Source organism: Polystyrenella longa, from assembly GCF_007750395.1.
In the GTDB taxonomy this organism is placed as follows: Bacteria; Planctomycetota; Planctomycetia; order Planctomycetales; family Planctomycetaceae; genus Polystyrenella; species Polystyrenella longa.
Genome location: NZ_CP036281.1, coordinates 4,824,550 through 4,845,253, shown reverse-complemented (window position 1 = coordinate 4,845,253; position 20,704 = coordinate 4,824,550). Strand labels below are relative to the sequence as shown.

The window sequence follows — 20,704 nt, the reverse complement described above, 5'->3', positions numbered from 1 at the left end:
AATATCAAAACTGACTGCGGCGATGAGAGTGACTTTCAGCGCCGTTGATAGAAAGAATCTGACGCACCGATGAGCTCTGCCAGCTATCTGCAAAAATTGTTTGGACTGGATGGAAAAACCGCAATCGTCATCGGAGGTACCGGTGTTCTAGGTGGGGCCATCGCCGAATCTTTAGCTTCGGCTGGAGCGTATACATTCATCGTCGGTAGAAACGAATCCAATGGCGCTGAAATCGTGAAAACGATTGAAGCAGCGGGAGGACAGGCCGAGTTTTTCAAAGCGGATGCGACGACGCGGAACGATTTGGAAAAACTAGTGGAGCATTTGAAGTCGAACGATCGCCAGTGCGACGTGTTGATCAACGGTGCGGGTGTCAATTCACCCACCCCCTTCCTCGAAATCGAAGACGACGAGTGGGACCGCATCATGAACATCAACTTGCGTGGGGTGCGTGTTGCCTGTCAGGTCTTCGCGAAGTTCATGCTCGATTCAGGAACCCAGGGCTCCATCATCAATGTCGCCTCATTAAGTGCGATGATACCTCTTTCCCGAGTGTTTACTTATTCTGCCTCTAAAGCGGCCGTATTAAATCTGACGCAGAACCTGGCTCGTGAATGGGCCACGGACGGAATTCGTGTGAATGCGATTTCTCCTGGTTTCTTTCCAGCGGAGCAGAATCGGAAAGTCCTGACTGAGGAACGAGTTAGCAGCATCATGACACACACTCCCATGCAGCGATTTGGTACCCCGGAAGAGCTGGCCGGAGCGATCCTGCTGATGGCGGCTCCTCGAGCGGGTAGCTTTCTTACGGGGCACAATATGGTGGTCGATGGTGGTTTCAGTTCCATGACGATCTGATCGTCATGCGGCCGCGTTCATTATGCGAATGCCCAAGTACAGCAATGTGCAGTGAGCAATGTGCAGTGAGAAATGTGCAGTGAGAAATGTGCAGTCTTATAAAATGCTGAACCTGGCCGAAGAATAGCGTCTCCAGAGTCATAGAGAACCTGTTCTGAAAATTGTTTGAGAAACCAAACAAGGTTATGCTGAATCGAGGTTATGCTGTAGGTTCGGGCTCGATGGCTCTCTACAGGAGAGACGATTTTAGAATGTAGGCACATCATGGTTTTTCCGCCGCTGCAATTTACCCCTCATCGCCGCTATCTGACACGGTTCGATCCCAAACGGGTCCCGCACATGTTCACCGATGTGCTGATCGTCGGTGGAGGGATTGCCGGAATCCGGGCCGCTCTTGAGATCGATCCGAAGCTGCAAACCGTGGTGGTCACCAAAGATTCCCTGGGTCTCTCGAACAGTGTCTATGCTCAAGGAGGAATTGCGGGCGTACTCGATCCACTGGACAATGTGGCCAATCATATCTCCGATACGATCTCCGCCGGCAAAGGGTTGTGTGACGATGAGATCGTCAAGATGGTCGTCGAGGAAGCCCCGGTCCGAATTCGTGAACTCGCGACATTAGGCACTCACTTCGATACCACCACCACGGGTGAGATCGCGCTGACTCAAGAAGGAGGCCACAGTCACGCACGAGTGGCACACGCCTTAGGAGATGCGACTGGCAAAGAAATTATGCGGGCGATGCACGTGCAGGTCCGAAACCGCGAAGAGCAGAAACATCTCCAGGTGTGGGAAGAAACCTATACAATCGATTTGCTGACGCACGAGGGTGTGTGTCGGGGCGCGATCGTCTGGAATCCTAATCATGGAAAAACATTTGTCTGGGCCAAACAGACTATCATTGCGACGGGCGGTGCCGGACAGCTTTATCGAGAGACGACGAACCCGTCAATCGCCACTGGCGACGGCCACGCCATTGCTTTCCGCGCTGGTGCCGAGATGCGGGATATGGAGATGATGCAGTTCCATCCGACGGTGCTCTACATCGCCGGTGGATCCCGTCACCTCATTTCTGAGGCAGTAAGAGGAGAAGGTGCCTACTTGGTGGACTGCAACGGTTACCGGTTCATGCAGGATTACGATCCGCAGATGGAGTTGGCTCCGCGGGATATCGTCAGCCGTTCAATTACTGCTCAAATGGAAAAGACGAATCACCCCTGCACCTATCTCGATCTGACTCACTTGCCAGCAAAATTGATCGACGAACGGTTTCCGCACATCGGTCAAGTCTGTCGGGAATTCGGAATTGATATTCACCATGACCGCGTTCCCGTACGTCCGGGAGCCCACTACATGATTGGCGGGGTCGTAGTTGACTCGCTGGGACAAACCACCCTGCCCGGATTGTGGGCGGCAGGTGAGGTGACTTCCAGTGGATTACATGGTGCCAATCGCCTTGGTTCAAACAGTTTACTGGAAGGACTGGTCTTCGGGCTGCGAGCGGGAAGGGGTGCCTCGGATGCGGCGCTCGATCAACGTGATTCGTTCACGGCCCCGGGGGTTCTCTCCGAATGGTCCGACGTTGTTCCGCATGAAGATAATCTGAATCTGATGGATGTGCAGAATGCATTGACTAGTTTAATGTGGCGTAAGGCGGGGATTAAACGAGATGACCCGGGTTTGAAAGAGGCGATCAATCAGCTTGCCTTCTGGGATCGTTACGTGTCGCTGCGAGAATTCTCGACTCCTACCGGTTGGGAATTGCAGAACCTATTGCACGTCGCCCAACTTCTCACGATCTCTGCCCGTACTCGCGAAGAGAGTCGGGGAGTGCATTTCCGTAGTGACCACCCTGAAACCAATCCGGAAATGAAAAATCATATTCGGATGACCGCCAGCTACTGAGAAGCGTACTATGACTGACGCTGAAATCGAAAATGAAATCGAACTGACTCGATATCAGCGATGGCGTTATTCTTCCCTCTTTCTGCCTTCGCTTCTATTGATATTATTGGTGGGTGTCTTTGCTGCCTCAATGGGGCGGGAACTCTACAGAAGGCATTCGCTCAATAGCTATGTCTCTCAGCTCGGCGGAACCATTCATCGCGCGACTCCCACCGAGCAATATACTCTGCTGAATTATTCTTCCGCCGGGAGCAAGGTCTATTCAAAGCGATATTACGTAGTCAAACTGCCACAAGTCGAAATTAGCGATTCGCAGTTACAGGAACTTGCTGAACGAATGCAGGTACTCAATGCGATCTACCGCCTTGATCTCAGTGACGCTACCGTTACCGACGTTGATTTTTCCTGTTTAAGTGAACCACTCGAATTGATGAGCCTTCAACTTGTTGGAACAAACCTGACGGAAACTCAGCTGGAACAGATCAGCCAGTTGCAGGAGTTGATTGAACTTGATCTCAGCCGGAACGAGCTGAGCTTGGTGGGAATACAGTTTCTCGCTCGCCTGGAGGAACTGACGACACTGCGGTTGGATCACGTTTCGCTTACCGATGAGATGGTCGAAGAACTCGGGAGAATCCCGGCAATTCGTTTCCTCAGCATCACCAATTCCGGCGTAACCGAAGAAACGGTAAAGGCGTTGGTGAAGTCGCATCCTCAGATTGAGATTACTGACGATTGATATAGCGACTGAGGTGGTCTATTTCTCAAATGGAAAAAAACGGAAAACTGCACAATTTCCAGCGCATCTGTGATGTTTTTGCCTGCTATGATGGACGCCAGATAATTCACGTTCATTCAATAAAGGCCACTCGATGCGCATCACGATTTTGACGACGTTGTGTAGTTTGTTCTTACTCTCAAGTCTGCACGCTGCAGACGACTCGAATAATGAAGCTACCGGCTCCGACCAACGACTGAGAGTTATTGCCACCACCGACGGCGAAATAGACGACCGCTGTTCGATGGTTCGTTTTCTGCTCTATACGAATGAATGGGATGTCGAAGGCCTGGTCCATTCCAGTTCTAAATTCCACTGGAAAGGGAATGCCCAACATCCAGAGCACGATTGGGAACCGATGAGTTGGTTGGATCGCCAGCTGGATGCTTACGAGCAAGTTTACGATAAACTGAAACAACACGACTCTGGCTATCCGACTCCCGACGAACTGCGGTCCAAGGTCCGCGTGGGCAACATTGGATACGTGGGTGAGATGGAGGAAGTCACTCCCGGTTCCGAGCTTATTGTGGAAGTCTTGCTCGACGAAGACCCCAGAGAAGTCTGGTTGCAAGCCTGGGGCGGATCGAACACGATCGCACGCGCTCTGAAAACCATTCAGGAAAAACATCCGGATCGTATTGCTGACGTCAACAAAAAGGCGCGCGTTTATTTGATTGCTGAGCAGGACGATACGCTTAAGAAATACATTCTTAAAGAATGGCCGGAATTGCCCGTCCTGCTGAGTGACTGGGGTAGCTTTGGTGCCATCGCTTACGGTTGGAGTAAATTTCAAACAAACGAATCCAAGCCTTACTTCAAGAAGGATTGGATGACCTCTCATATTCTCAAGGACCACGGTCCTCTCTGCAGCATGTACGAGGCGAAAGAAGATCGGTTCCGATCCGAAGGGGACTCTCCCTCCTACCTGCATGTCGTGCCTAATGGTCTGCGATCACATGAGCACCCCGAGTACGGAGGATGGGGTGGCCGTTTCAATCCTCGTGGAGGATGGTGGAGAACGAAAGAAGATAAAGATACCAAACCGCATAGCGTTGTTCGCTGGTCAATTGATTTCCAGCAGGACTGGGCCGCCCGTGCCGATTGGTGTGTGAAAGATTATGCCGACGCCAATCACGCCCCGCAGCCGAAACTCAAATCACCTGCCGATGTGAAAGCAAAGTCCGGTGCGAAGGTTGACCTGGATTTGGCCGGAACTGAAGATCCTGATGGAGATCAGTTGAGCTACGATTGGTTCTATTATCTGGAAGCCAGCGATTACGATCAGGAAGTGGATGTTGCGGGTGCCGATCAACCGACCACATCTATTGAAGTTCCTGGCGATGCAAAATCGGGCGACGAGTTGCATTTCGTATGCCGTGTCACTGACGACGGAGAACCAGCGTTGACTCGCTACGCACGTGTCATCGTCACCGTCGAGTAATTAGGTTCTATTCAGTCTTTCTTCATCCCCGGTCTCGTTTAAAGAATGCTCGCATGCGAATCTCCGTGTTTATTGGCTGCTGTTTATTGTTCCTTTCCTTGAGCGTCGATGCGGCGGAGCCTGTTGTTCTGCTGGATGACGATTTCAGTTCCTATCAGAAAGGGTCCTTTTCGTCGGTCGTAGGTGCTCATACTGAGTACCACTATCTGCCCGAAGCTGCCCCCAAGGGGAATTGGGCCGTCACCACATTCCGCTCCAGTGTTCGATCTCAGGAAGCATGGCGTGTCATTGAACATGATGGCGAACCGGCGATGGGGCAATTCTATAAGAACAGCTTTAAACACTATCACCCGATGGTCGTTACGGGTGATTTCGCATGGCGAGATTATACGATCGAAGCGAAGTTCGAACCTCAGACCGAAGATCGGTTAACGGGCATCGGGTTCCGATATTGGAACGACCGTTGTTATTACTTCTGTGGTGTCGATCAGGGAAACGTAGTTCTGAAGTGGGTGAATCACGCGACGGCATTTCGGAAACCGCTGGAAAAAGTTCTGGCACAAGCGCCCTTGCCTGGTGGACAACAGACGGAATGCAACCTGAAAATTTCCATCACCGGAGATCAGATTCACATTAACTTGAATGGCGTCGAGTTAAATGCTGTAGACAGCCTTTTCAAACAGGGCAAGGTTTCCATGATGTCGGATGGCCCTGCCGTATTCGAGGAGATTAAAGTTAGCACCACTGCTGAAGAGCTGGCCCGGATCAATGCCGAAATTAAATCTCGCGAAGATGAAGAAAGTCAGTTGCAGGCAGCCAATCCCAAACCCGTCCTCTGGAAGAAGATGTTTCTTGATGATTTTGGCGTTGGTCGCAACTTGCGGTTTGGCGATCTCAATAACGACGGGCAGATCGATATCCTCGTGGGGCAAGTAATGCACCACGGACCGAAAGATCGTAACAGCGAGATTAGCTGTTTGACGGCCCTGACTGTTGACGGAGAACAACTGTGGCAACTTGGACGGCCTGACGCTTGGAAAAACCATCTCACCAACGATGTCGCATTTCAGATTCATGATCTCGACAATGATGGCAAAACAGAAGTCATTTTCTGTAAAGATCTGAAGATCCAAATCGCCGACGGGGCGACTGGAAAAATTATCAAATCAGTCCCCACTCCCAAACTGCCTGCGAACACACCGGAAGAATACACCCGCTTTCCCCAGGCTTTGGGCGACAGCCTGTTTTTCTGTGACCTGAGCGGAAATGGTTTCGACGGCGATTTGATTCTCAAAGACCGTTACTTGAATGTCTGGTCTTTTGATAACGATCTGAATTTAAAATGGAGTGCCCAGTGCAATACAGGGCATTACCCCTATGCGTACGATGTCGACGACGATGGCAAGGACGAAATCATGGTGGGCTACACGCTCTTTGACGACGATGGCAAACCTATATGGAGTCTCGATTCGAAAGTGACGGATCATGCCGACGGTGTGGCAATTGTTCCCTTCATGAAAGGAGAGGCGCCTCGGTTACTATGTGCGGCCAGTGATGAAGGAATGTTCTTCGCCGACATGGCGGGGAATGTTCTCAAACATCATTATCTGGGGCACGTACAAAATCCGGCCGTGGCTGACTTTCGGCCAGATATGCCGGGGTTGGAGGCGATCTCGATTAACTTCTGGGGGAACCAGGGCATCGTCCATTTTTATGACGCCCGTGGAGATATCTATCACGACTTCGAGCCCTGTCATCACGGCAGTATGTGTCTGCCTATTAACTGGACTGGCAAGCCGGGAGAGTTCTGGGTTCTGTCACCCAGCGTTGAGCAAGGAGGCATGTTCGATGGTTGGGGACGCAAGGTCGTTCAGTTCCCCGCCGACGGTCACCCTGAAATGTGTAACGCCGTTCTCGATCTCTACGGCGACGCTCGCGATGAAATCGTGGTCTGGAATCCAAATGAACTCTGGATCTACACGCAGGACGACAATCCCCTCCGCGGCGATTTATACAAGACAACGCGCAATCCGCTCTATAATTATTCGAATTACCAAACGACCGTTTCAATCCCTCTGGAATAGAGGGGTGATCACATCATCGCCAGGAGGGTTGCAACAACAGGACGAGGCTATGTTTTACCTGTTCTACCGACTCTTGATGTACTTGGCGGCGACGTTCATTCCGCATCATGTATTGATCGCGTAAAGAAGTGAGTTCGTCTACGAGCTCACTTCTATCGTATCAAATCGCTGGAGAACTGGCTGTCATGTTAGAACGCTTCTTCAAATCCCGTTGGGTGAAATATCCATTCTACTTACTCTTTTCGATCTTCTTATTCGTGCCTCTCCGGCTGATTTATTATCACGTGGTGGGACAGAAAATCATCGTATCGAAAGAGACGACCTACCTGGTTGAACCGGTGCTTGACCCCGAGACGCTCAATTTTGTAAAGGCCCTGAATACTATTGCCAGTGAAGGTGTTACTCCGCAGAACAATGCAGCGGTCCCGTTAATGGAGGCATTCGGACCTGGCATTATTCCGGCTGAAAATCGAGATGACTTCTTCAATGAATTGGAGATGCCCGTTCCTCCCGAAGAGGGGGATTACCTGGTGTTACTGGAACAGTATGAGTCGGAAGTGCTGAAGGACGAGATTGCTCTGATTGACCAGTTTGATCTTCATCAAGAAGAAGCGAGTCGCCGACCATGGAACCGGGACGAGTTCCCGGATATCTCCGACTGGATTGATCGAAATGAAATTCCGCTCCAGGTCATTTCTGAAGGAATGGCTCGCGAACATTTTTATGTACCGATATTGGAAGCTTCCGATAGTTCGTTTGGTCGATTATTCTCCAGTCAGCTTCCCGTACAGCAGTCCAGCCGGGCAATAGGGAGTTTATTGAACGCACGATCGATACGTGAATTGGAAGAGGAAAAAGTCGACGCCGCTATTGACGATTTCCTCACGGTACATCGACTGGCTTCTCATATAAAAAAGAACGGATCTTGGGTCATTAATTCAGTCGGAATGTCTCTGGAGGCAATCGTGTTTGAAGGGGAGCAGGCCCTGTTAAGTTCTGGAAAATTGGATCTGGCTCAAGTTATTTTGTTTCAACATGAGTTGAATGCATTGCCTGATCCGCCAACTCTCGTTGAAATCATCGGCGGGACGGAGCGAGCTTCGTCTATTGACCAAGCGTTGCATTTTACTCAGTCTTCTGCCGCACAGGAACAGAACGACGACGAACAGAAGAGGTTTCAGTATCCCGCCAGTTTGGATATTAACTATTTATTACGAAAGATTAATCAGAAAATTGATCACCAAGTGGTCGCCCTTGGGAAAGAGACTTACAGAGAGCGACTATTGGCCCTCGAAAAATTGGAAGAGGAGTTATTTCAGGTCTCCTATTCTAAAATGTTATACGGGACTTTGACCCGAACCATGGTAGCAGATTTGCTTGTAGATAGTGTCCTTCTAGGGCCGTTGATAATGGGTTCGTCTTTACACTCCTCCTGGGGGCAAACGTATTGTCGGCGTCGAATGCTCTCGATCGGTCTGGAGCTTGAAAAATATCGGCTGAAGCAGGGCAACTTCCCGGAGAGTCTTGACCCCCTCAAGGCGAATTTGCCAGCGGAAACCTTCCTTGATTACTTTTCAGATCAACCGCTCTTATATCAAAAAACCGAACGAGGTTACGTGCTCTACAGCATCGGTCAAAACTTGATTGACGACGGCGGCGAACCGCGAGGCGAACCCGCGATGGTCGACGGCAGGTTACAACGCAGTACCACCGACGATATTGTTCTCAAAATTGAACTCAAACGTAAACCCGCCATTGCGGAATAATCGTGCGGAGTGAATCTGGTTCTGGTATGTTAAGAGCAGGTCTCTACATGGTTAAATATCTCGTTTTGTGATCGCTTTCATGTCCGAATTGCCTCGTAAGAAATTGAGTGGGAAAAAGAAGTCTTTCTTCCTGGTGCTCGCCTTGATGTCTTTATTCTGGCTGCGGGTTGGTTACTACGCCGTGACCCAGGAACCGCTGCGGGTGAGCAAAGAGACGACGTATCTGACGGGACCAATTCGTGAAGACGGCACCGTCGACTACGCAGCAGCTCTCAATGAACGGAATAAAGTGGGAGTGACTTCGGAGAATAATGCAGCGGTTGTGCTAGCGAAAGTGCTCGGTCCCTCCGTCGGTGGGGAAGAATATTTCAAGGAACTTGGAATCTCAATACCTCTACTCGACGGAGACTATTATCTTCCCATTAGTCAGTTTCATGTGGAGACGTTTATTCCACAAACAGAAGCCGATTGGGATTTGATGCCGGAATTCGATCTTGATGACCAATACGGATTTAGCGAAGCACGTCCTTGGACTGCAGAGGAATTCCCTGATCTTGCCCGTTTCTTTGAAGCGAACCGGATTCCACTTGATCATCTTCTGGCGGTGGTTGAAAAACCGAAATACTATAACCCTGTCGTTCAGTCTACGAACTGGTTTTCAGTAGGGCTGAGTAACAAAGGCGTTTCCGCGCACCTGCGAAACTTGTCTGCGGACTTGTGCGTTAAAGGAATGCTGGCAATCGGAGAGAAAGATTTCTCTCAAGCGCATGACTGCCTGAATGCAATACATCGACTGGCTCTCTGCCAAGTCGAGGAGTCGGGCACAATCTCTTATCTATGTTACCGAGGTGAAACGGACCGAGTATTCAGATTAATGAATGAGCTCATTAGCTCCGGCGAGAACAAGCCAGAACAATTGCGGCATTTCCAAAACATTCTCGATGAACATGAGCGACAGCATGGCGTCGCGGAGCATATCAACTTTGGGGCCCGGATTGAGGCGCTGGAGGAAATGAACGAATTGATTTATCGGCTTTATATAAGTGGAGAGAATCGCGAGGTCTCTTCCATTCGAGTGGCGATAAATGGAGCCAAAAGCCTGTATCGGTTGGATTGGAATATCCTCTATAGTCGCCTCAATGAAGGTTACGATGCAGTTGTAGAAAATTTTCGAAGTGTTGATCCAAGCATGGGTTTTCCAGTTGATAACACCTCATATGATGAGAGAACCTCTGCTTTCAATGAGATGTTGAGTCGCTGTGATATAGAATACTTACAGTTGGATGTTTCACTTTCAAGGGAAGAGTTTTCAGAGCGATCGGGCTTTTATCTATTCGATGTATTAGGTGTTTCCAACGGTTATACCCTCGCGAGATCAGAAGTGAGAGGAGCTGTTGGATTGAAAGTGAATCAACTCGGTCTTCGACTCGAAGAACATGTTATTGATAACGGTTCCTATCCGGAATTGCTCACCGATTTAGAGCCACCGCCGACCGCCGAGGAGATGTTTGATCCTTTTGCCGATAAGGATTTGACTTACAAAAAGAACGGAAGAGGTTACGTTCTCTATTCCTGGGGAGACAATCAGTTTGACCAGGAAGGGCAGTCTTATGGCGAGATTCCACCGGGGGACGATATCACTTTTAGAATTGTTCGCGCTATCACGGAACCAACGAAAGCAGAGCGGCCCTGACAATAAGGTGTTACACTTCCGCGGTCACCGTTTCCACCGCTTTATAAAGCGTTCGTAGAATGCGGAAGCCGATGGAATGGTAGAGTTCGACGGCGCTGCTGTTCTGGGCGGTGACTTCCAGGTAGACGCGGCGGATGCCGGCGGCTTGAAAGCCTTGAAGCGATTTGCAAACGAGAGCACGTCCCAATCCCTGTCCGCGATGTTCGGGGATGACGCCCACGTTCTGAATTGCACCGAGGTTGGTCGACTGGACAATCCCTTGAATAGTCCCGCAGTCGAGGCCGAAGAATTCCTGGTGCGGCCGAGACATAATCAGCCAGGTTGCGGCGGGGACAAAACTTTTCTGGTGGGTGATGTCTCCCATCAGTCGCTGGCACCCCGTCAAATGGCCCAGGCAAGGAAAGACGACTGAGTCCAGCTCTTGAGAGAAGCTTTCATACTTTACCAGCGCGTGCCGTTCCAGCAGGTCCGGCGTCCACTCTACCCAACGATATTCTTCGGGGAGATGCGGAGTCGGTATGTCGGAGTGAGAAAGGTCGATTTCCATCCGGTAGCGTCGGAAATAAGTTTTTCCCATAACAGCCACCCCATCCGTATCTGCGGAAAATGAAAGGGTAATAAGAAGGTGAATCGAAGCTCGGCAGTACATAAACTGCCATTCGATTCTATCACCCCGATAACGGCTGTCAACAAATTTAGACTGGAACCGCAGTAGTCCCACCGGCGAGTTTACCGGCGGGGGCTGTCTTAACTTTCAGGCAAAATTTGCAGGCCGTTGCATTCAACAGGAAGCTTTGTCAGAGAGCAATCCCAATTTCTCCAAGGCCGAATTAACCTGTGCCCGTTCAGCATCTTTAAAGTTTGTGAATGGCTCGGCCAGCATGTCGCTACAGATACCGGCACAAGAGAGAGCACATTTAAGCCCTTTCAGGTAGGTCGAACCATGTTTGCCAACGGTGTAGATCGACATGGCCAGTTCCATAACCTGATTGTGCAGTTTGCGGACGGTCGCCATGTCTTCTGCTTTGGCAGCATTGTACAGATCGACGTACAACTTCGGCGCCAGGTTGGCTCCTCCGTTAATTCCACCATGGCCACCCATCAAAACAGACTCGGCCAGTAGCTGTTCGGGACCCACGAGTAAGGTGAAGTCGGGACGGTCTTTGCAGATCTGAATGATCTCATGCAGATAGATCATATTTCCCGAGCTGTCTTTAAGCCCGATGACGTTGGGGATGTCTAAAGCCTGTTTGACCATGCTGGGATCGAACGTCACTTTGGTGAGGCTCGGCATGTTGTACAGATACATTGGCAGCGGAAGCTCCGGTGCAATATGGGTGACATATTCCAGGAGTTCCGGTTGTCCCGCTGGGAAGTAATACGGAGCGGCAAGCACCACGGCATCGGCACCACAGTCGGCGGCGAACTCAGCCAGGTTGACGGATTCCACATAAGAAGTATCGGTGATGCCGACAATCACGGGAATGCGGCCTTTCACCAGGTTGCAGGTTCGCTCCAGCACTTCCTGTCGTAACTGATAGCTGAGGCTCGGGGCTTCCCCCGTCGTGCCCAAGACGAATAGACCATGAACGCCCCCGGCAATAATATGTTCGACCAACCGTTCGAGACCCTCGATGTCGAGCGTGTTTCGATCCTTTAACGGAGTGATCATCGGAGGGATAATGCCGCTGAGCGGTTTAGGTAATTTAGAATCAGTCATCTTTTCTCTTTATCGTTGTTGTAACGACAAAATCCCTGTCGTCTGCCGCGCAATCCGTTTTGTTATTTATTGGAAACCGAGAAACAGTTGCTTACTTCTCGGACGAGGCCTCAATACTGTTCTTCGGCTCGATGGGTTGGGGTTTCTTGAAGAAGAGACCAAACAGCATTCCGCTCAATACAATCGTTAAGGTTCCAAAGACGATCGTCATCAAACCATTCATGTTGGTTTCGACAATTCGAATCGGCTCAATGATGCCTCGCATGAATTCAAAGGGTGAAGGACTAGAGGGGTCTGCGATCGCTTTGTCGAGTGATTCGATAATGCTGGAAATGGTCATCCAGGCAATCACAATCATTCCGAGAATGACTCCAAGTATTGCTGCCGGGTTTCCCGCCCGTTTGGAAATAATGCCCAACAGGAATAATCCGAGCATTCCCCCCGAAAGTATCCCGGAGAGTTTCCACCAGATATCGAGCATTGAATCCTGGCCCATTAAACCCAACCCAAGTAGGGTGCCTATAAATCCCAGGATTAATGTGGTGGAGTAAAGTACGGTCATTGATGCCCGCTCGCTCGCATTCGGGTTCTTAAATCGTTTGTAGAAGTCTGCCAGAATCAATGTCGCTGAGCTGTTCAAGCTACTGTCGATACTACTCATCGCGGCTGCGAAGATCGCGGCAATGAGGATCCCTTTCACCCCTACGGGAAGTCGGTAGGCGATGAACGCCGGGAAGACTTCGTCGTTTTTCAAGACGTCCTCATGGGCCGTGTCGGCGTCGACATTTTCATCAAACGCTCGAACATTGTGGGCGGCTTCTTCCAGGAAACCGGTGTCCGCCTGGGTGTAGGCGTAAAGTGCAGTACCGATGAAGAAGAGCATAGCCGAAGTCGGCAGAAACAACCAAGCTCCCAACCAGACACTCTGAGTCGCGTCTTTGTCGGTTTTGGCTGTGATGTAGCGTTGGACGAAACTTTGATCGATCCCGAAGTTATTCAGGTTAATAAACAGACCGTAAATCAAGGTGATCCAGAAAGTCGGTGCAGCAACCATCAGAGAGGGGGAGAACGAACCAAGCGAGAATTTGTTTACCGTTTTTCCGTCAACTTCGGCATTCATGGCGATATCGAAAATCTGTCCCGGTCCTTCGGGCATGTCGATCATGATGAGGATGATGCACAAAATAGCCCCGCCTGTCAGTACGACACTCTGAACCACGTCGGTCCAGATCACCGCTTCAATCCCCCCGAGCAAGGTATAGAGGGTGACGAGAATTCCAATCACAATGATGATCGTCGACATGTCCCAACCGGTCATCAAGCGAATGGGGGTTGCTGCCAGCATCATGATCACGCCTATACGGACGATTTGCAGCACCAGGAAACAACAGACGACATACAAGCGAGCCCAGACACCGAATCGATGTTCCAGATGAGAATAGGCGGAGACTTCGCCCGATTTACGATAAAAGGGCACAAACCATTTCGCGGCGATAAACGCAGCGAGTGGCAGTGACAGTCCAAAAACGAAGGGGTTCCAGTTCCCGCCGAACGATTTCCCTGGGTTGGCCAGGAAAGAGATCGAACTGACAAACGTTCCAAAGATAGACAAGCCGACAGCCCAGCCAGGTAAGGAACGTCCCGCGGCCATGAACTCTTCAGTGCTGGAACTCTTACGAGCGAACCAGAAACCGAAGGCAACCATTCCACCGAGGTAGACGATTAAAACAGCCAGGTCGATATTCGAAAGCATAGTGAAACCCTGTCGGAGCCGAGGAAAAGTCGAGCGTCGAAGTCTGCGGAGGTCCTGCAAAGAAAAAAGGCAGGCTCTTTCGATCCGCAAACAGATGAAGAAATGAATAGAAGATGATTAAAATCTTCTTGAATGAGCTCTTTTGTACCACAAACGGAGAATGGAATCACCACTCCTAGCAGGCTCTCGATCTCGAATTTTCCTGTTCTGAGCTTCAGAGAACCATTCCCGGTTGCGGCGCACGTCGATTCCCTTCTATAACTCGATGGAATGCCCGCTCTATTTCCGGGGAACGCCACTTAATAACCTGTCAATTCTGTCCGCCTGAAAGCGAATGTGCTCTTATGTCCCGTTATCTCGTTGTCTGCAGCGATCTCATTTTTACCAGCAAAGTTTCTGGTACCGCACAAATGTTAGGTTTGAGCTGCGAGACCGTCATGAGCGGTGCCAAAGCCGAGTCAGTTCTGGATGCGAACGACGACTTCGTCGGCATGGTCCTCGATTTGAATACCCCCGGATTGAATCTGGAGACGCTTCTAAGGAAGACCTCGGCAGAACTGAAAGCGAAAACGGTCGCGTTCGGCCCCCACGTCGAAGTCGACAAGTTGAAGCAGGCCCAGGAACTCGGCTGCGCAGGCGTGTTCACCCGTGGTCAGTTTACTTCTGAACTGCCCGCAATCCTGCAGAAGTACGTCAGCTAGATCCTGTTCATGACGATGTGAGGAGATTGCCAGACTTATATGGCGATCGCCGATCAGGCAAGTACCGGAAGAACGTACGGCCCTTTAGGGATTACGGCAATCTTCGCGTCGGTGCCATGCTCCTGGAGTGCCGCTTGGATAGCGACCTCGACTGAGGGGGCTGATTCAACGTACAAGTTTTTAAGTTGCTCTGCGGAGAGCCCTTCCGTCACATAAGTGACTTTTGCCTTCCGGCAGACTTTGGCCAGCTCTTCCAATTGCCACTGGTCCATCACGAAGTAATCCGTGTTTGTGATGCGATCCATGAACGTGACAAGGTTCTCGTTCTCTTCAAACAGTTGCTGGAACTCCGGGCTACCGATCCCTTCGCCAATTTTCGCCACGATGATGATGCGGCCTCCTTCTTTGATAATAGGAAGGACTCCCGTTAAACCTTTGATCGACTGGTAAAAGGTATTGTCGAGTGGATATCCGGCGGAGCTGGTCAAGACAACATCACATTTACCGTTGACTTCCGCTTTGACGAACTGTTCTACAAAACGCACGCCCTCCATGAAGGCCGCTTCCATGTCACCGCCGACCACTTTTGTAACGCGGCGCTGTTCATCCAGGGTTACGTTCACGATGAAATCGCAGCCCGCCATCTTCGCGATCTCAGTATTCTCTTCGTGAACCGGGTTCCCTTCCAGGATGCCGCAGTCGGCATTGGGGTGTTCAATAAATCGTGGGCTGTGCCACACCTTGACCGTTTCCAGTGCCGCGATGCCGGGGCAGATCAATTTACGCCCTCCCGAGTATCCCGCCATTAGATGAGGTTCAATGAGGCCGACGGTGATTTTTAGATCCGCTTCAACAAATCGGGTATCAATCCAGGCCGGCACACCACGAGTCGATTCGCCAAGGTAGGTATGCTCATCCCGATTTTTTCCGAAGTGATTTTCAACGCGATAGTTTTTCGCAATCTCCTCACCGACCAACTCGATGAGTTCCTCCCCTTCGTTCGGGCGATGAAGACCAGTAGCGATCAGGATTGTAATCGCACTTCGTTCAACACCGGCAGATTCGAGTTCCGGTAAAATCTGTTCGAGAATAACTTGATTGGGAACAGGTCGCGTGATGTCACAGATTAGAATGCAGGCGGAAGACTTACCTGCGGCCAGTTCCTTGAGTGGTTTGGTACCGGTGGGTCGCCGGAGGACTTCCAGCACCGCCGCCTCTGTATCTTCAATAGGTTCAGCCGGTTTCAAGGTTAAGGGGCCGACGATGTTCTGGTCTGGAACTTCGACCAACATGCCCGTAGTTCCATAGTCGAGTTTAATCTGCATGGTGGTTTATTCCCCTTTGGATCCCTGTAAAGTAATGACGATTTTGCGGCTGCCACCATGATCGCGGTGTTCGCATAAATAAATACCTTGCCACGTTCCTAAGTTCAACCGACCATTCGTCACAGGGATATTCAGCGATGCCCCAATCAGCGAACTTTTGACATGCGCGGGCATATCGTCCGGCCCTTCACACGTATGCCGGTAAGGAAAATCCTCCGGAGCAATCGCATTCATTGACGATTCCAAATCGATGGGCACATCAGAGTCAGCGTTTTCATTGATGGAAATCGAGGCGGAAGTATGTTTGATAAAGAGATGCAGAATCCCGCACTCCAACAGTTCAAGTTCAGGAATCTCATTTTCAATCAGATGGGTCACAATATGAAACCCACGCCGCTTCGCCGGCAACCTGATCTCACGTTGTATCCAGATGGTGGACATGCAACCTCTTTCAATTAAACGGGGCATTCATTTAGACGCTGGGCATTCATTTGTTCAATCGAAATTATACTACGAGGAGATGAGAGAATACAGTGCGGACATTACGATCTGTTCCATGGGATCGGTCACACGAAATTGAGACCTGAATAAATCAGGAGTCGCTTTATTCAGGAGAACAAGAGAGGTTCTAGTTGAACCTCTCTGCTGATTTCGGTATCAAAGGATACTGTGCCCCGTTGTTTATTCCTCAACCGACTCAAGGAGTGAGTTCCATGACGATCAATCGTGATGTCGCCCTTCATTCTGAAAACACACCTCCTGCTGCCGAGGCTTGTCGGCGCTGTTGTCCCGTTTGTGGCGGGGAATTGATTGATATCAAGTTGAAGACGGTCTGTTCCCGCTGCCATACGATTTGTGAAACTTGCTGCGAAGGAGGACGTGGTTAACTCGCCTCGTTCTTTCATGTTGATACTCCCCAATGGAAATCCGCCATTTTGCTGAACGTGTTCTGCTCTCCGATTCTCTGGAAGAGAAACTGCGGCCGGTGGAGGAACCCTTCACCGACGAGCATCCGGGGGACCCTCTCCGGGTGGAAGAACCCACTCGTCCTGCGAATTTGCAGTTTGCTCCGCGACGTTCTGCACCATCGATGCCGCACCCGCTCAGTTTTAAAGATCAACAGAAACGTGCTGTGGCCCATCACATCATGGCCAACCACGAGTTACAGGCCCTCGAAGTGATGGCCTACATGCTGCTTGCCTTTCCTGAAGCGCCTACGGAGTTCCGCTTGGGCATGACCACCGTGATGGCGGACGAACAGCGGCATACCCGCATGCATCAAGTTCGCGGGGCGGCATTGGGGATTAAATTCGGTGATTTGCCAGTGAACTGCTACATCTGGAAGAAAGCTCTCAGTTTCGAAAACGAACTCGACTACCTCGCCGGGTTACCTCTCACCTTCGAAGGGCGGAACCTCGACCATACGATTGAATTCGAAACCTTCTTCCTGGAAGCGGGTGATCCTAAAAGTGCAGCGATGATGCGTCAGATTCACAAAGATGAAATCGGCCATGTCTCTTTTGGTATCGAATGGCTGCGTAAGATGAAGGCACCTGGCGATTCGGACTGGGAAGCCTTTTGCAAACATCTCCACTGGCCTTTGCGACCGTTCAAAGCGAAAGGGGACACCTTTCAGGACGAGGCGAGGCGAGCGGCCGGACTCTCCGATGAATTCATCCAGCAGCTTCGAGAGAGTGGCCCCGACACAGGTGTCGATGAATAGCGGTGGATTAGGCCAAGTGGGTTGCGGTCCTCCGGGTCAGTCGAGAAAATAGGTCTTCCCAAAACTCAAATGCAAAACATTCAACGCGGTTTTCGCGGTGCCTATTCAATATTGGAAGGTGACTCATGGCGGTTAGCAAAGTCCTCATCGGAGGAAAGTGGATCGAATCAGCAGGCAAGGAAACTTTTCAAGCCCTGAATCCAGCAACAGGCGAATTGTTGCCTGAACAGTTCCCCGTTAGTCCCTGGTCCGAAATTAAAGAGGCGATTCAGGCAGCAGCAGTGGCTGCCAGTGCTGTTAAACAATGGCCGGGCGAGCGGTTCGCACGCTTCCTGGAAGATTACGCGATTGAGATCGAAGCCCGCGCTGACGCTCTGGTGGAAGCGGCGCATCTGGAAACGGCCTATCCGGTCTCCCCTCGAATTAAAGATGTGGAACTTCCACGCACGTCGAATCAGTTGCGCACTGCGGCGCAGGCCGCGCGAACGGGCGCCTGGAAGCAGGCGACGATTGACACCGCATCGAACATTCGTTCGGAGTTCGGACCACTCGGGCCCATTGCCATATTCGGACCGAATAACTTCCCACTGGCATTCAATGGAATGGCGGGGGGAGACTTTGCGGCAGCCGTTGCGGCAGGAAATCCAGTGATTACCAAAGGACATCCCGCTCATCCGGCGACCACTCGCATTCTGGCCGAAGCAGCTTACATGGCGGCGGAAAAAACACAAATGCCTCCCGGCTTCGTCCAACTCCTGTACCAGATGGATTACAAAGATGGCGAGAAACTCGTCTCTCATCCGCTGATGGGGGCGACTGCTTTTACCGGTTCTCGCCAAGGGGGACTGGCTTTGAAAGCGGCTGCGGACAAAGCAGGGAAACCAATCTATCTGGAGCTATCCAGCATCAACCCCATCTTCCTGCTGCCCGAAGTTCTGGAAGAAAAAGGAGAAAGCCTCGCGGAAGAATTTACCGGCAGTTGCCTCATGGGAACGGGGCAGTTCTGTACGAATCCCGGTCTCGTGGTAGTCCCCGCGACCTCGGCGGGGCAGGACTTCATTAAGTCGGTAACCGAAAAATTCAAAGCGGCTCCGACGGGAACGCTTCTGGCGAAGAATGTCGAACAGAATTTACTCGACGGTATTCGCACCCTGAAAGCAGCTGGCGCCGAATTGCTAACGGGAGGAGAAGCGGTCGACGGGGATCGTTTGACCTGTCAGAACACGCTGCTCAAAGTTTCTGCTGCCGACTTTCTCAAGAATGCCGAGGCGCTGCAGTCAGAGGCGTTTGGAAATGCTTCGTTACTGGTTGTTGCTGACGACGTTAAGCAGATGCTCGCCATTGCCGAGTCCCTAGAAGGAAATCTGACCGGTTGTTTGTACAGTGAATCGACTGGTAAGGATGACGCAGCCTACGATCAGGTAGCTCCGGTTCTCCGTCAGAAAGTCGGTCGCCTGCTAAACGACAAAATGCCCACCGGAGTTGCTGTTGTCCCTTCAATGAATCATGGCGGGCCCTACCCTTCGACCGGGCATCCCGGATTCACCTCGGTCGGTATTCCGGCGTCTCTCGTAAGGTTTGGTATGCTTCAATGTTATGACAACGTCCGCCCGCATCGACTCCCTGCGACGTTGCAGGATAAGAACCCTACCGGGGAAACAAGTCGTCTCATCGATGGTGAATGGACTGTGGCGGACGTCAGTAATTCATAGGCTGCTGCAGGTTTGAACTCGATTTGATGTTGTCAGCTCCTGAGCCGGTTTCGTAAGGTACACACCATCATGAGTACCGAACTGACAGAAACTTCCCAGCCGATTGGAATCCCGATCGATCCCGCCGACAAACCGATTGTCATCGGTGGTAGGACGATACCCACACGGTTCTTCCTGGCGCCGTTGGCTGGATTTACGCACCTCTCCTTTCGGCTGGCTATTCGCGAACTGGGAGGACTGGGGCTCGCAACGACTGACCTCGTGCTGGCGGACAGTATACTTGCGCGGGGAAAAAGAGCGGTCGAGCTGACACGGACGTGTCCCGAAGATACACCGATGGCAGTGCAGATTTACGGTGGCAAAACCGAGCACCTCGTTGAAGCGGCGAAGTTCCTGGAAGATCAGAACTATAAATCGATCGACATCAATATGGGCTGTCCCATGGCGAAAATCACTGGAAACGGTGGTGGCGCCCGACTGATGTGTGATACGGATAACGCCTGTCAGTTGGTCTCACTGGTGGTCAACGCGGTTGACATCCCCGTGACAGTCAAGATGCGATTGGGGTGGGATTCGGAGAACATTACTGCTCCTGCCCTCGCCCGCGAGTTTGAACAGCAAGGTGTCAAAGCTATTACCATTCATGGTCGAACTCGGGAACAAGGTTTCCACGGAGAAATCAGTGTCGACGGGATCCGTGATACAGTGGAAGCGGTAGACAACATCCCCGTTGTTGGAAATGGCGATGTTCGTAACCCGGCGGACGCCTATCGGTTGATGGAAATGACCGGTTGTGCTGCAGTGGCCATTGGAAGAGGGGCACTTTTTGATCCCTGGATTTTCCGCAAAATTGATGACTACGGTGCGGGACGGGAGCCCCGTGAACCGGATCCAGAAGAGTTAATCCAGTTCCTGATCAGACATTTTTACCTGATGGTCGATCAGCACGCGCAATACAGTTGCATTATGTTCCGCAAGTTCTCTGCCTGGTATGGAGCCAAGCTGGGAGTTCCTGAAGATCTTGAAGACCGACTCCGTAAGTTTAACTCTTACAGTGAGTTCGATGAAATCGTCGAGCAAATTCGGGAGCGTCAAGGCGAGCGGGAATCGTCTGTTCCAACCGCCATGCTCAAAATTCCCAACGGACCGATTGCGCATTGGTAAATTAACCAGCTTGGTGAAAGTGTGCCGTCTGTACGTATCTCGCAGGTAATTCTCTGGTCTCTGCCCCCGTTCTGTTGGGAA

17 protein-coding genes are annotated in these 20,704 nt (G+C 51.1%); 12 read left to right on the top strand and 5 right to left on the bottom strand.

From position 1 onward, the window contains the following. Positions 1 to 69 precede the first annotated feature (69 nt). From Pla110_RS18000 to Pla110_RS17970, 7 genes are all read left to right on the top strand, one after another. A complete protein-coding gene (locus tag Pla110_RS18000; RefSeq protein WP_144997768.1) occupies positions 70 to 858 on the top strand; it encodes an SDR family oxidoreductase in 789 nt (262 codons plus the stop codon). Between the two features lie 264 nt (positions 859 to 1,122). Further along, on the top strand, positions 1,123 to 2,763 hold the full coding sequence (gene nadB, locus Pla110_RS17995; RefSeq protein WP_144997766.1) for an L-aspartate oxidase: 1,641 nt from the start codon (positions 1,123 to 1,125) through the stop codon (positions 2,761 to 2,763). Positions 2,764 to 2,773: 10 nt separating this feature from the next. Then, complete coding sequence (locus tag Pla110_RS17990) at positions 2,774 to 3,502, top strand: leucine-rich repeat domain-containing protein (protein ID WP_144997764.1); 729 nt, start codon at positions 2,774 to 2,776, stop codon at positions 3,500 to 3,502. A gap of 133 nt (positions 3,503 to 3,635) precedes the next feature. Then, on the top strand, positions 3,636 to 4,982 hold the full coding sequence (locus Pla110_RS17985) for a DUF1593 domain-containing protein (protein WP_144997762.1): 1,347 nt from the start codon (positions 3,636 to 3,638) through the stop codon (positions 4,980 to 4,982). 53 nt (positions 4,983 to 5,035) lie between these two features. Next, positions 5,036 to 7,066 (top strand): rhamnogalacturonan lyase family protein, encoded by a 2,031-nt coding sequence (locus tag Pla110_RS17980; protein ID WP_144997760.1) that lies wholly within the window; start codon positions 5,036 to 5,038, stop codon positions 7,064 to 7,066. Between the two features lie 185 nt (positions 7,067 to 7,251). Next, the gene (locus Pla110_RS17975; RefSeq protein ID WP_144997758.1) at positions 7,252 to 8,832 is read left to right on the top strand and encodes a hypothetical protein; all 1,581 of its coding nucleotides are present in this window, start codon (positions 7,252 to 7,254) and stop codon (positions 8,830 to 8,832) included. Between the two features lie 79 nt (positions 8,833 to 8,911). Beyond that, a complete protein-coding gene (locus Pla110_RS17970) occupies positions 8,912 to 10,525 on the top strand; it encodes a hypothetical protein (protein WP_144997756.1) in 1,614 nt (537 codons plus the stop codon). Positions 10,526 to 10,535: 10 nt separating this feature from the next. Here the strand turns inward: Pla110_RS17970 and Pla110_RS17965 are convergent, their stop codons facing one another. The 3 genes from Pla110_RS17965 to Pla110_RS17955 form a co-directional block, all read right to left on the bottom strand. Next, positions 10,536 to 11,102, bottom strand: a complete 567-nt coding sequence (locus Pla110_RS17965) for a GNAT family N-acetyltransferase (RefSeq protein ID WP_144997754.1) — start codon at positions 11,100 to 11,102, stop codon at positions 10,536 to 10,538. A 204-nt stretch (positions 11,103 to 11,306) separates the two neighbouring features. Further along, a complete protein-coding gene (locus Pla110_RS17960) occupies positions 11,307 to 12,245 on the bottom strand; it encodes a dihydrodipicolinate synthase family protein (protein ID WP_144997752.1) in 939 nt (312 codons plus the stop codon). A gap of 91 nt (positions 12,246 to 12,336) precedes the next feature. Beyond that, positions 12,337 to 13,998 carry a sodium:solute symporter gene (locus Pla110_RS17955; RefSeq protein WP_144997749.1) on the bottom strand — a complete coding sequence of 554 codons (1,662 nt, stop codon included), beginning with the start codon at positions 13,996 to 13,998 and terminating at the stop codon, positions 12,337 to 12,339. A 344-nt stretch (positions 13,999 to 14,342) separates the two neighbouring features. On the opposite strand from Pla110_RS17955, the gene Pla110_RS17950 reads away from it, so the two are divergent. Then, on the top strand, positions 14,343 to 14,699 hold the full coding sequence (locus tag Pla110_RS17950) for a DNA-binding transcriptional response regulator (protein WP_144997747.1): 357 nt from the start codon (positions 14,343 to 14,345) through the stop codon (positions 14,697 to 14,699). Positions 14,700 to 14,752: 53 nt separating this feature from the next. Here the strand turns inward: Pla110_RS17950 and larA are convergent, their stop codons facing one another. Beyond that, complete coding sequence (gene larA / locus Pla110_RS17945; RefSeq protein ID WP_144997745.1) at positions 14,753 to 16,024, bottom strand: nickel-dependent lactate racemase; 1,272 nt, start codon at positions 16,022 to 16,024, stop codon at positions 14,753 to 14,755. A gap of 6 nt (positions 16,025 to 16,030) precedes the next feature. Then, positions 16,031 to 16,465, bottom strand: coding sequence for a secondary thiamine-phosphate synthase enzyme YjbQ (locus Pla110_RS17940; RefSeq protein ID WP_144997743.1), 435 nt, complete (start codon positions 16,463 to 16,465; stop codon positions 16,031 to 16,033). A gap of 191 nt (positions 16,466 to 16,656) precedes the next feature. Here Pla110_RS17940 and Pla110_RS17935 point away from each other — a divergent pair, with 191 nt between their 5' ends. The 4 genes from Pla110_RS17935 (at position 16,657) to Pla110_RS17920 (ending at position 20,623) form a co-directional block, all read left to right on the top strand. Continuing rightward, positions 16,657 to 16,911, top strand: a complete 255-nt coding sequence (locus tag Pla110_RS17935; RefSeq protein ID WP_144997741.1) for a hypothetical protein — start codon at positions 16,657 to 16,659, stop codon at positions 16,909 to 16,911. A gap of 32 nt (positions 16,912 to 16,943) precedes the next feature. Further along, a complete protein-coding gene (locus tag Pla110_RS17930) occupies positions 16,944 to 17,747 on the top strand; it encodes a ferritin-like domain-containing protein (protein ID WP_144997739.1) in 804 nt (267 codons plus the stop codon). A gap of 125 nt (positions 17,748 to 17,872) precedes the next feature. Further along, positions 17,873 to 19,459 (top strand): aldehyde dehydrogenase (NADP(+)), encoded by a 1,587-nt coding sequence (locus Pla110_RS17925; protein WP_144997737.1) that lies wholly within the window; start codon positions 17,873 to 17,875, stop codon positions 19,457 to 19,459. A gap of 69 nt (positions 19,460 to 19,528) precedes the next feature. Then, positions 19,529 to 20,623: a tRNA dihydrouridine synthase gene (locus tag Pla110_RS17920; protein ID WP_144997735.1), complete on the top strand. Its 1,095-nt coding sequence runs from the start codon at positions 19,529 to 19,531 to the stop codon at positions 20,621 to 20,623. The last annotated feature ends 81 nt before the right edge of the window (positions 20,624 to 20,704 follow it).

What these genes read in the sequence shown, in the direction of transcription:
- Pla110_RS17970 (WP_144997756.1), top strand. Translation starts at nt 8,912, where the DNA reads ATGTCCGAATTGCCTCGTAAGAAATTGAGTGGGAAAAAGAAGTCTTTC.
- Pla110_RS17930 (WP_144997739.1), top strand. Translation starts at nt 16,944, where the DNA reads ATGGAAATCCGCCATTTTGCTGAACGTGTTCTGCTCTCCGATTCTCTG.
- Pla110_RS18000 (WP_144997768.1), top strand. Translation starts at nt 70, where the DNA reads ATGAGCTCTGCCAGCTATCTGCAAAAATTGTTTGGACTGGATGGAAAA.
- Pla110_RS17925 (WP_144997737.1), top strand. Translation starts at nt 17,873, where the DNA reads ATGGCGGTTAGCAAAGTCCTCATCGGAGGAAAGTGGATCGAATCAGCA.
- Pla110_RS17950 (WP_144997747.1), top strand. Translation starts at nt 14,343, where the DNA reads ATGTCCCGTTATCTCGTTGTCTGCAGCGATCTCATTTTTACCAGCAAA.
- Pla110_RS17975 (WP_144997758.1), top strand. Translation starts at nt 7,252, where the DNA reads ATGTTAGAACGCTTCTTCAAATCCCGTTGGGTGAAATATCCATTCTAC.
- Pla110_RS17955 (WP_144997749.1), bottom strand. Translation starts at nt 13,998, where the DNA reads ATGCTTTCGAATATCGACCTGGCTGTTTTAATCGTCTACCTCGGTGGA.
- Pla110_RS17920 (WP_144997735.1), top strand. Translation starts at nt 19,529, where the DNA reads ATGAGTACCGAACTGACAGAAACTTCCCAGCCGATTGGAATCCCGATC.
- Pla110_RS17990 (WP_144997764.1), top strand. Translation starts at nt 2,774, where the DNA reads ATGACTGACGCTGAAATCGAAAATGAAATCGAACTGACTCGATATCAG.
- nadB (WP_144997766.1), top strand. Translation starts at nt 1,123, where the DNA reads ATGGTTTTTCCGCCGCTGCAATTTACCCCTCATCGCCGCTATCTGACA.
- Pla110_RS17985 (WP_144997762.1), top strand. Translation starts at nt 3,636, where the DNA reads ATGCGCATCACGATTTTGACGACGTTGTGTAGTTTGTTCTTACTCTCA.
- Pla110_RS17960 (WP_144997752.1), bottom strand. Translation starts at nt 12,245, where the DNA reads ATGACTGATTCTAAATTACCTAAACCGCTCAGCGGCATTATCCCTCCG.
- Pla110_RS17940 (WP_144997743.1), bottom strand. Translation starts at nt 16,465, where the DNA reads ATGTCCACCATCTGGATACAACGTGAGATCAGGTTGCCGGCGAAGCGG.
- Pla110_RS17965 (WP_144997754.1), bottom strand. Translation starts at nt 11,102, where the DNA reads ATGGGAAAAACTTATTTCCGACGCTACCGGATGGAAATCGACCTTTCT.
- Pla110_RS17980 (WP_144997760.1), top strand. Translation starts at nt 5,036, where the DNA reads ATGCGAATCTCCGTGTTTATTGGCTGCTGTTTATTGTTCCTTTCCTTG.
- larA (WP_144997745.1), bottom strand. Translation starts at nt 16,024, where the DNA reads ATGCAGATTAAACTCGACTATGGAACTACGGGCATGTTGGTCGAAGTT.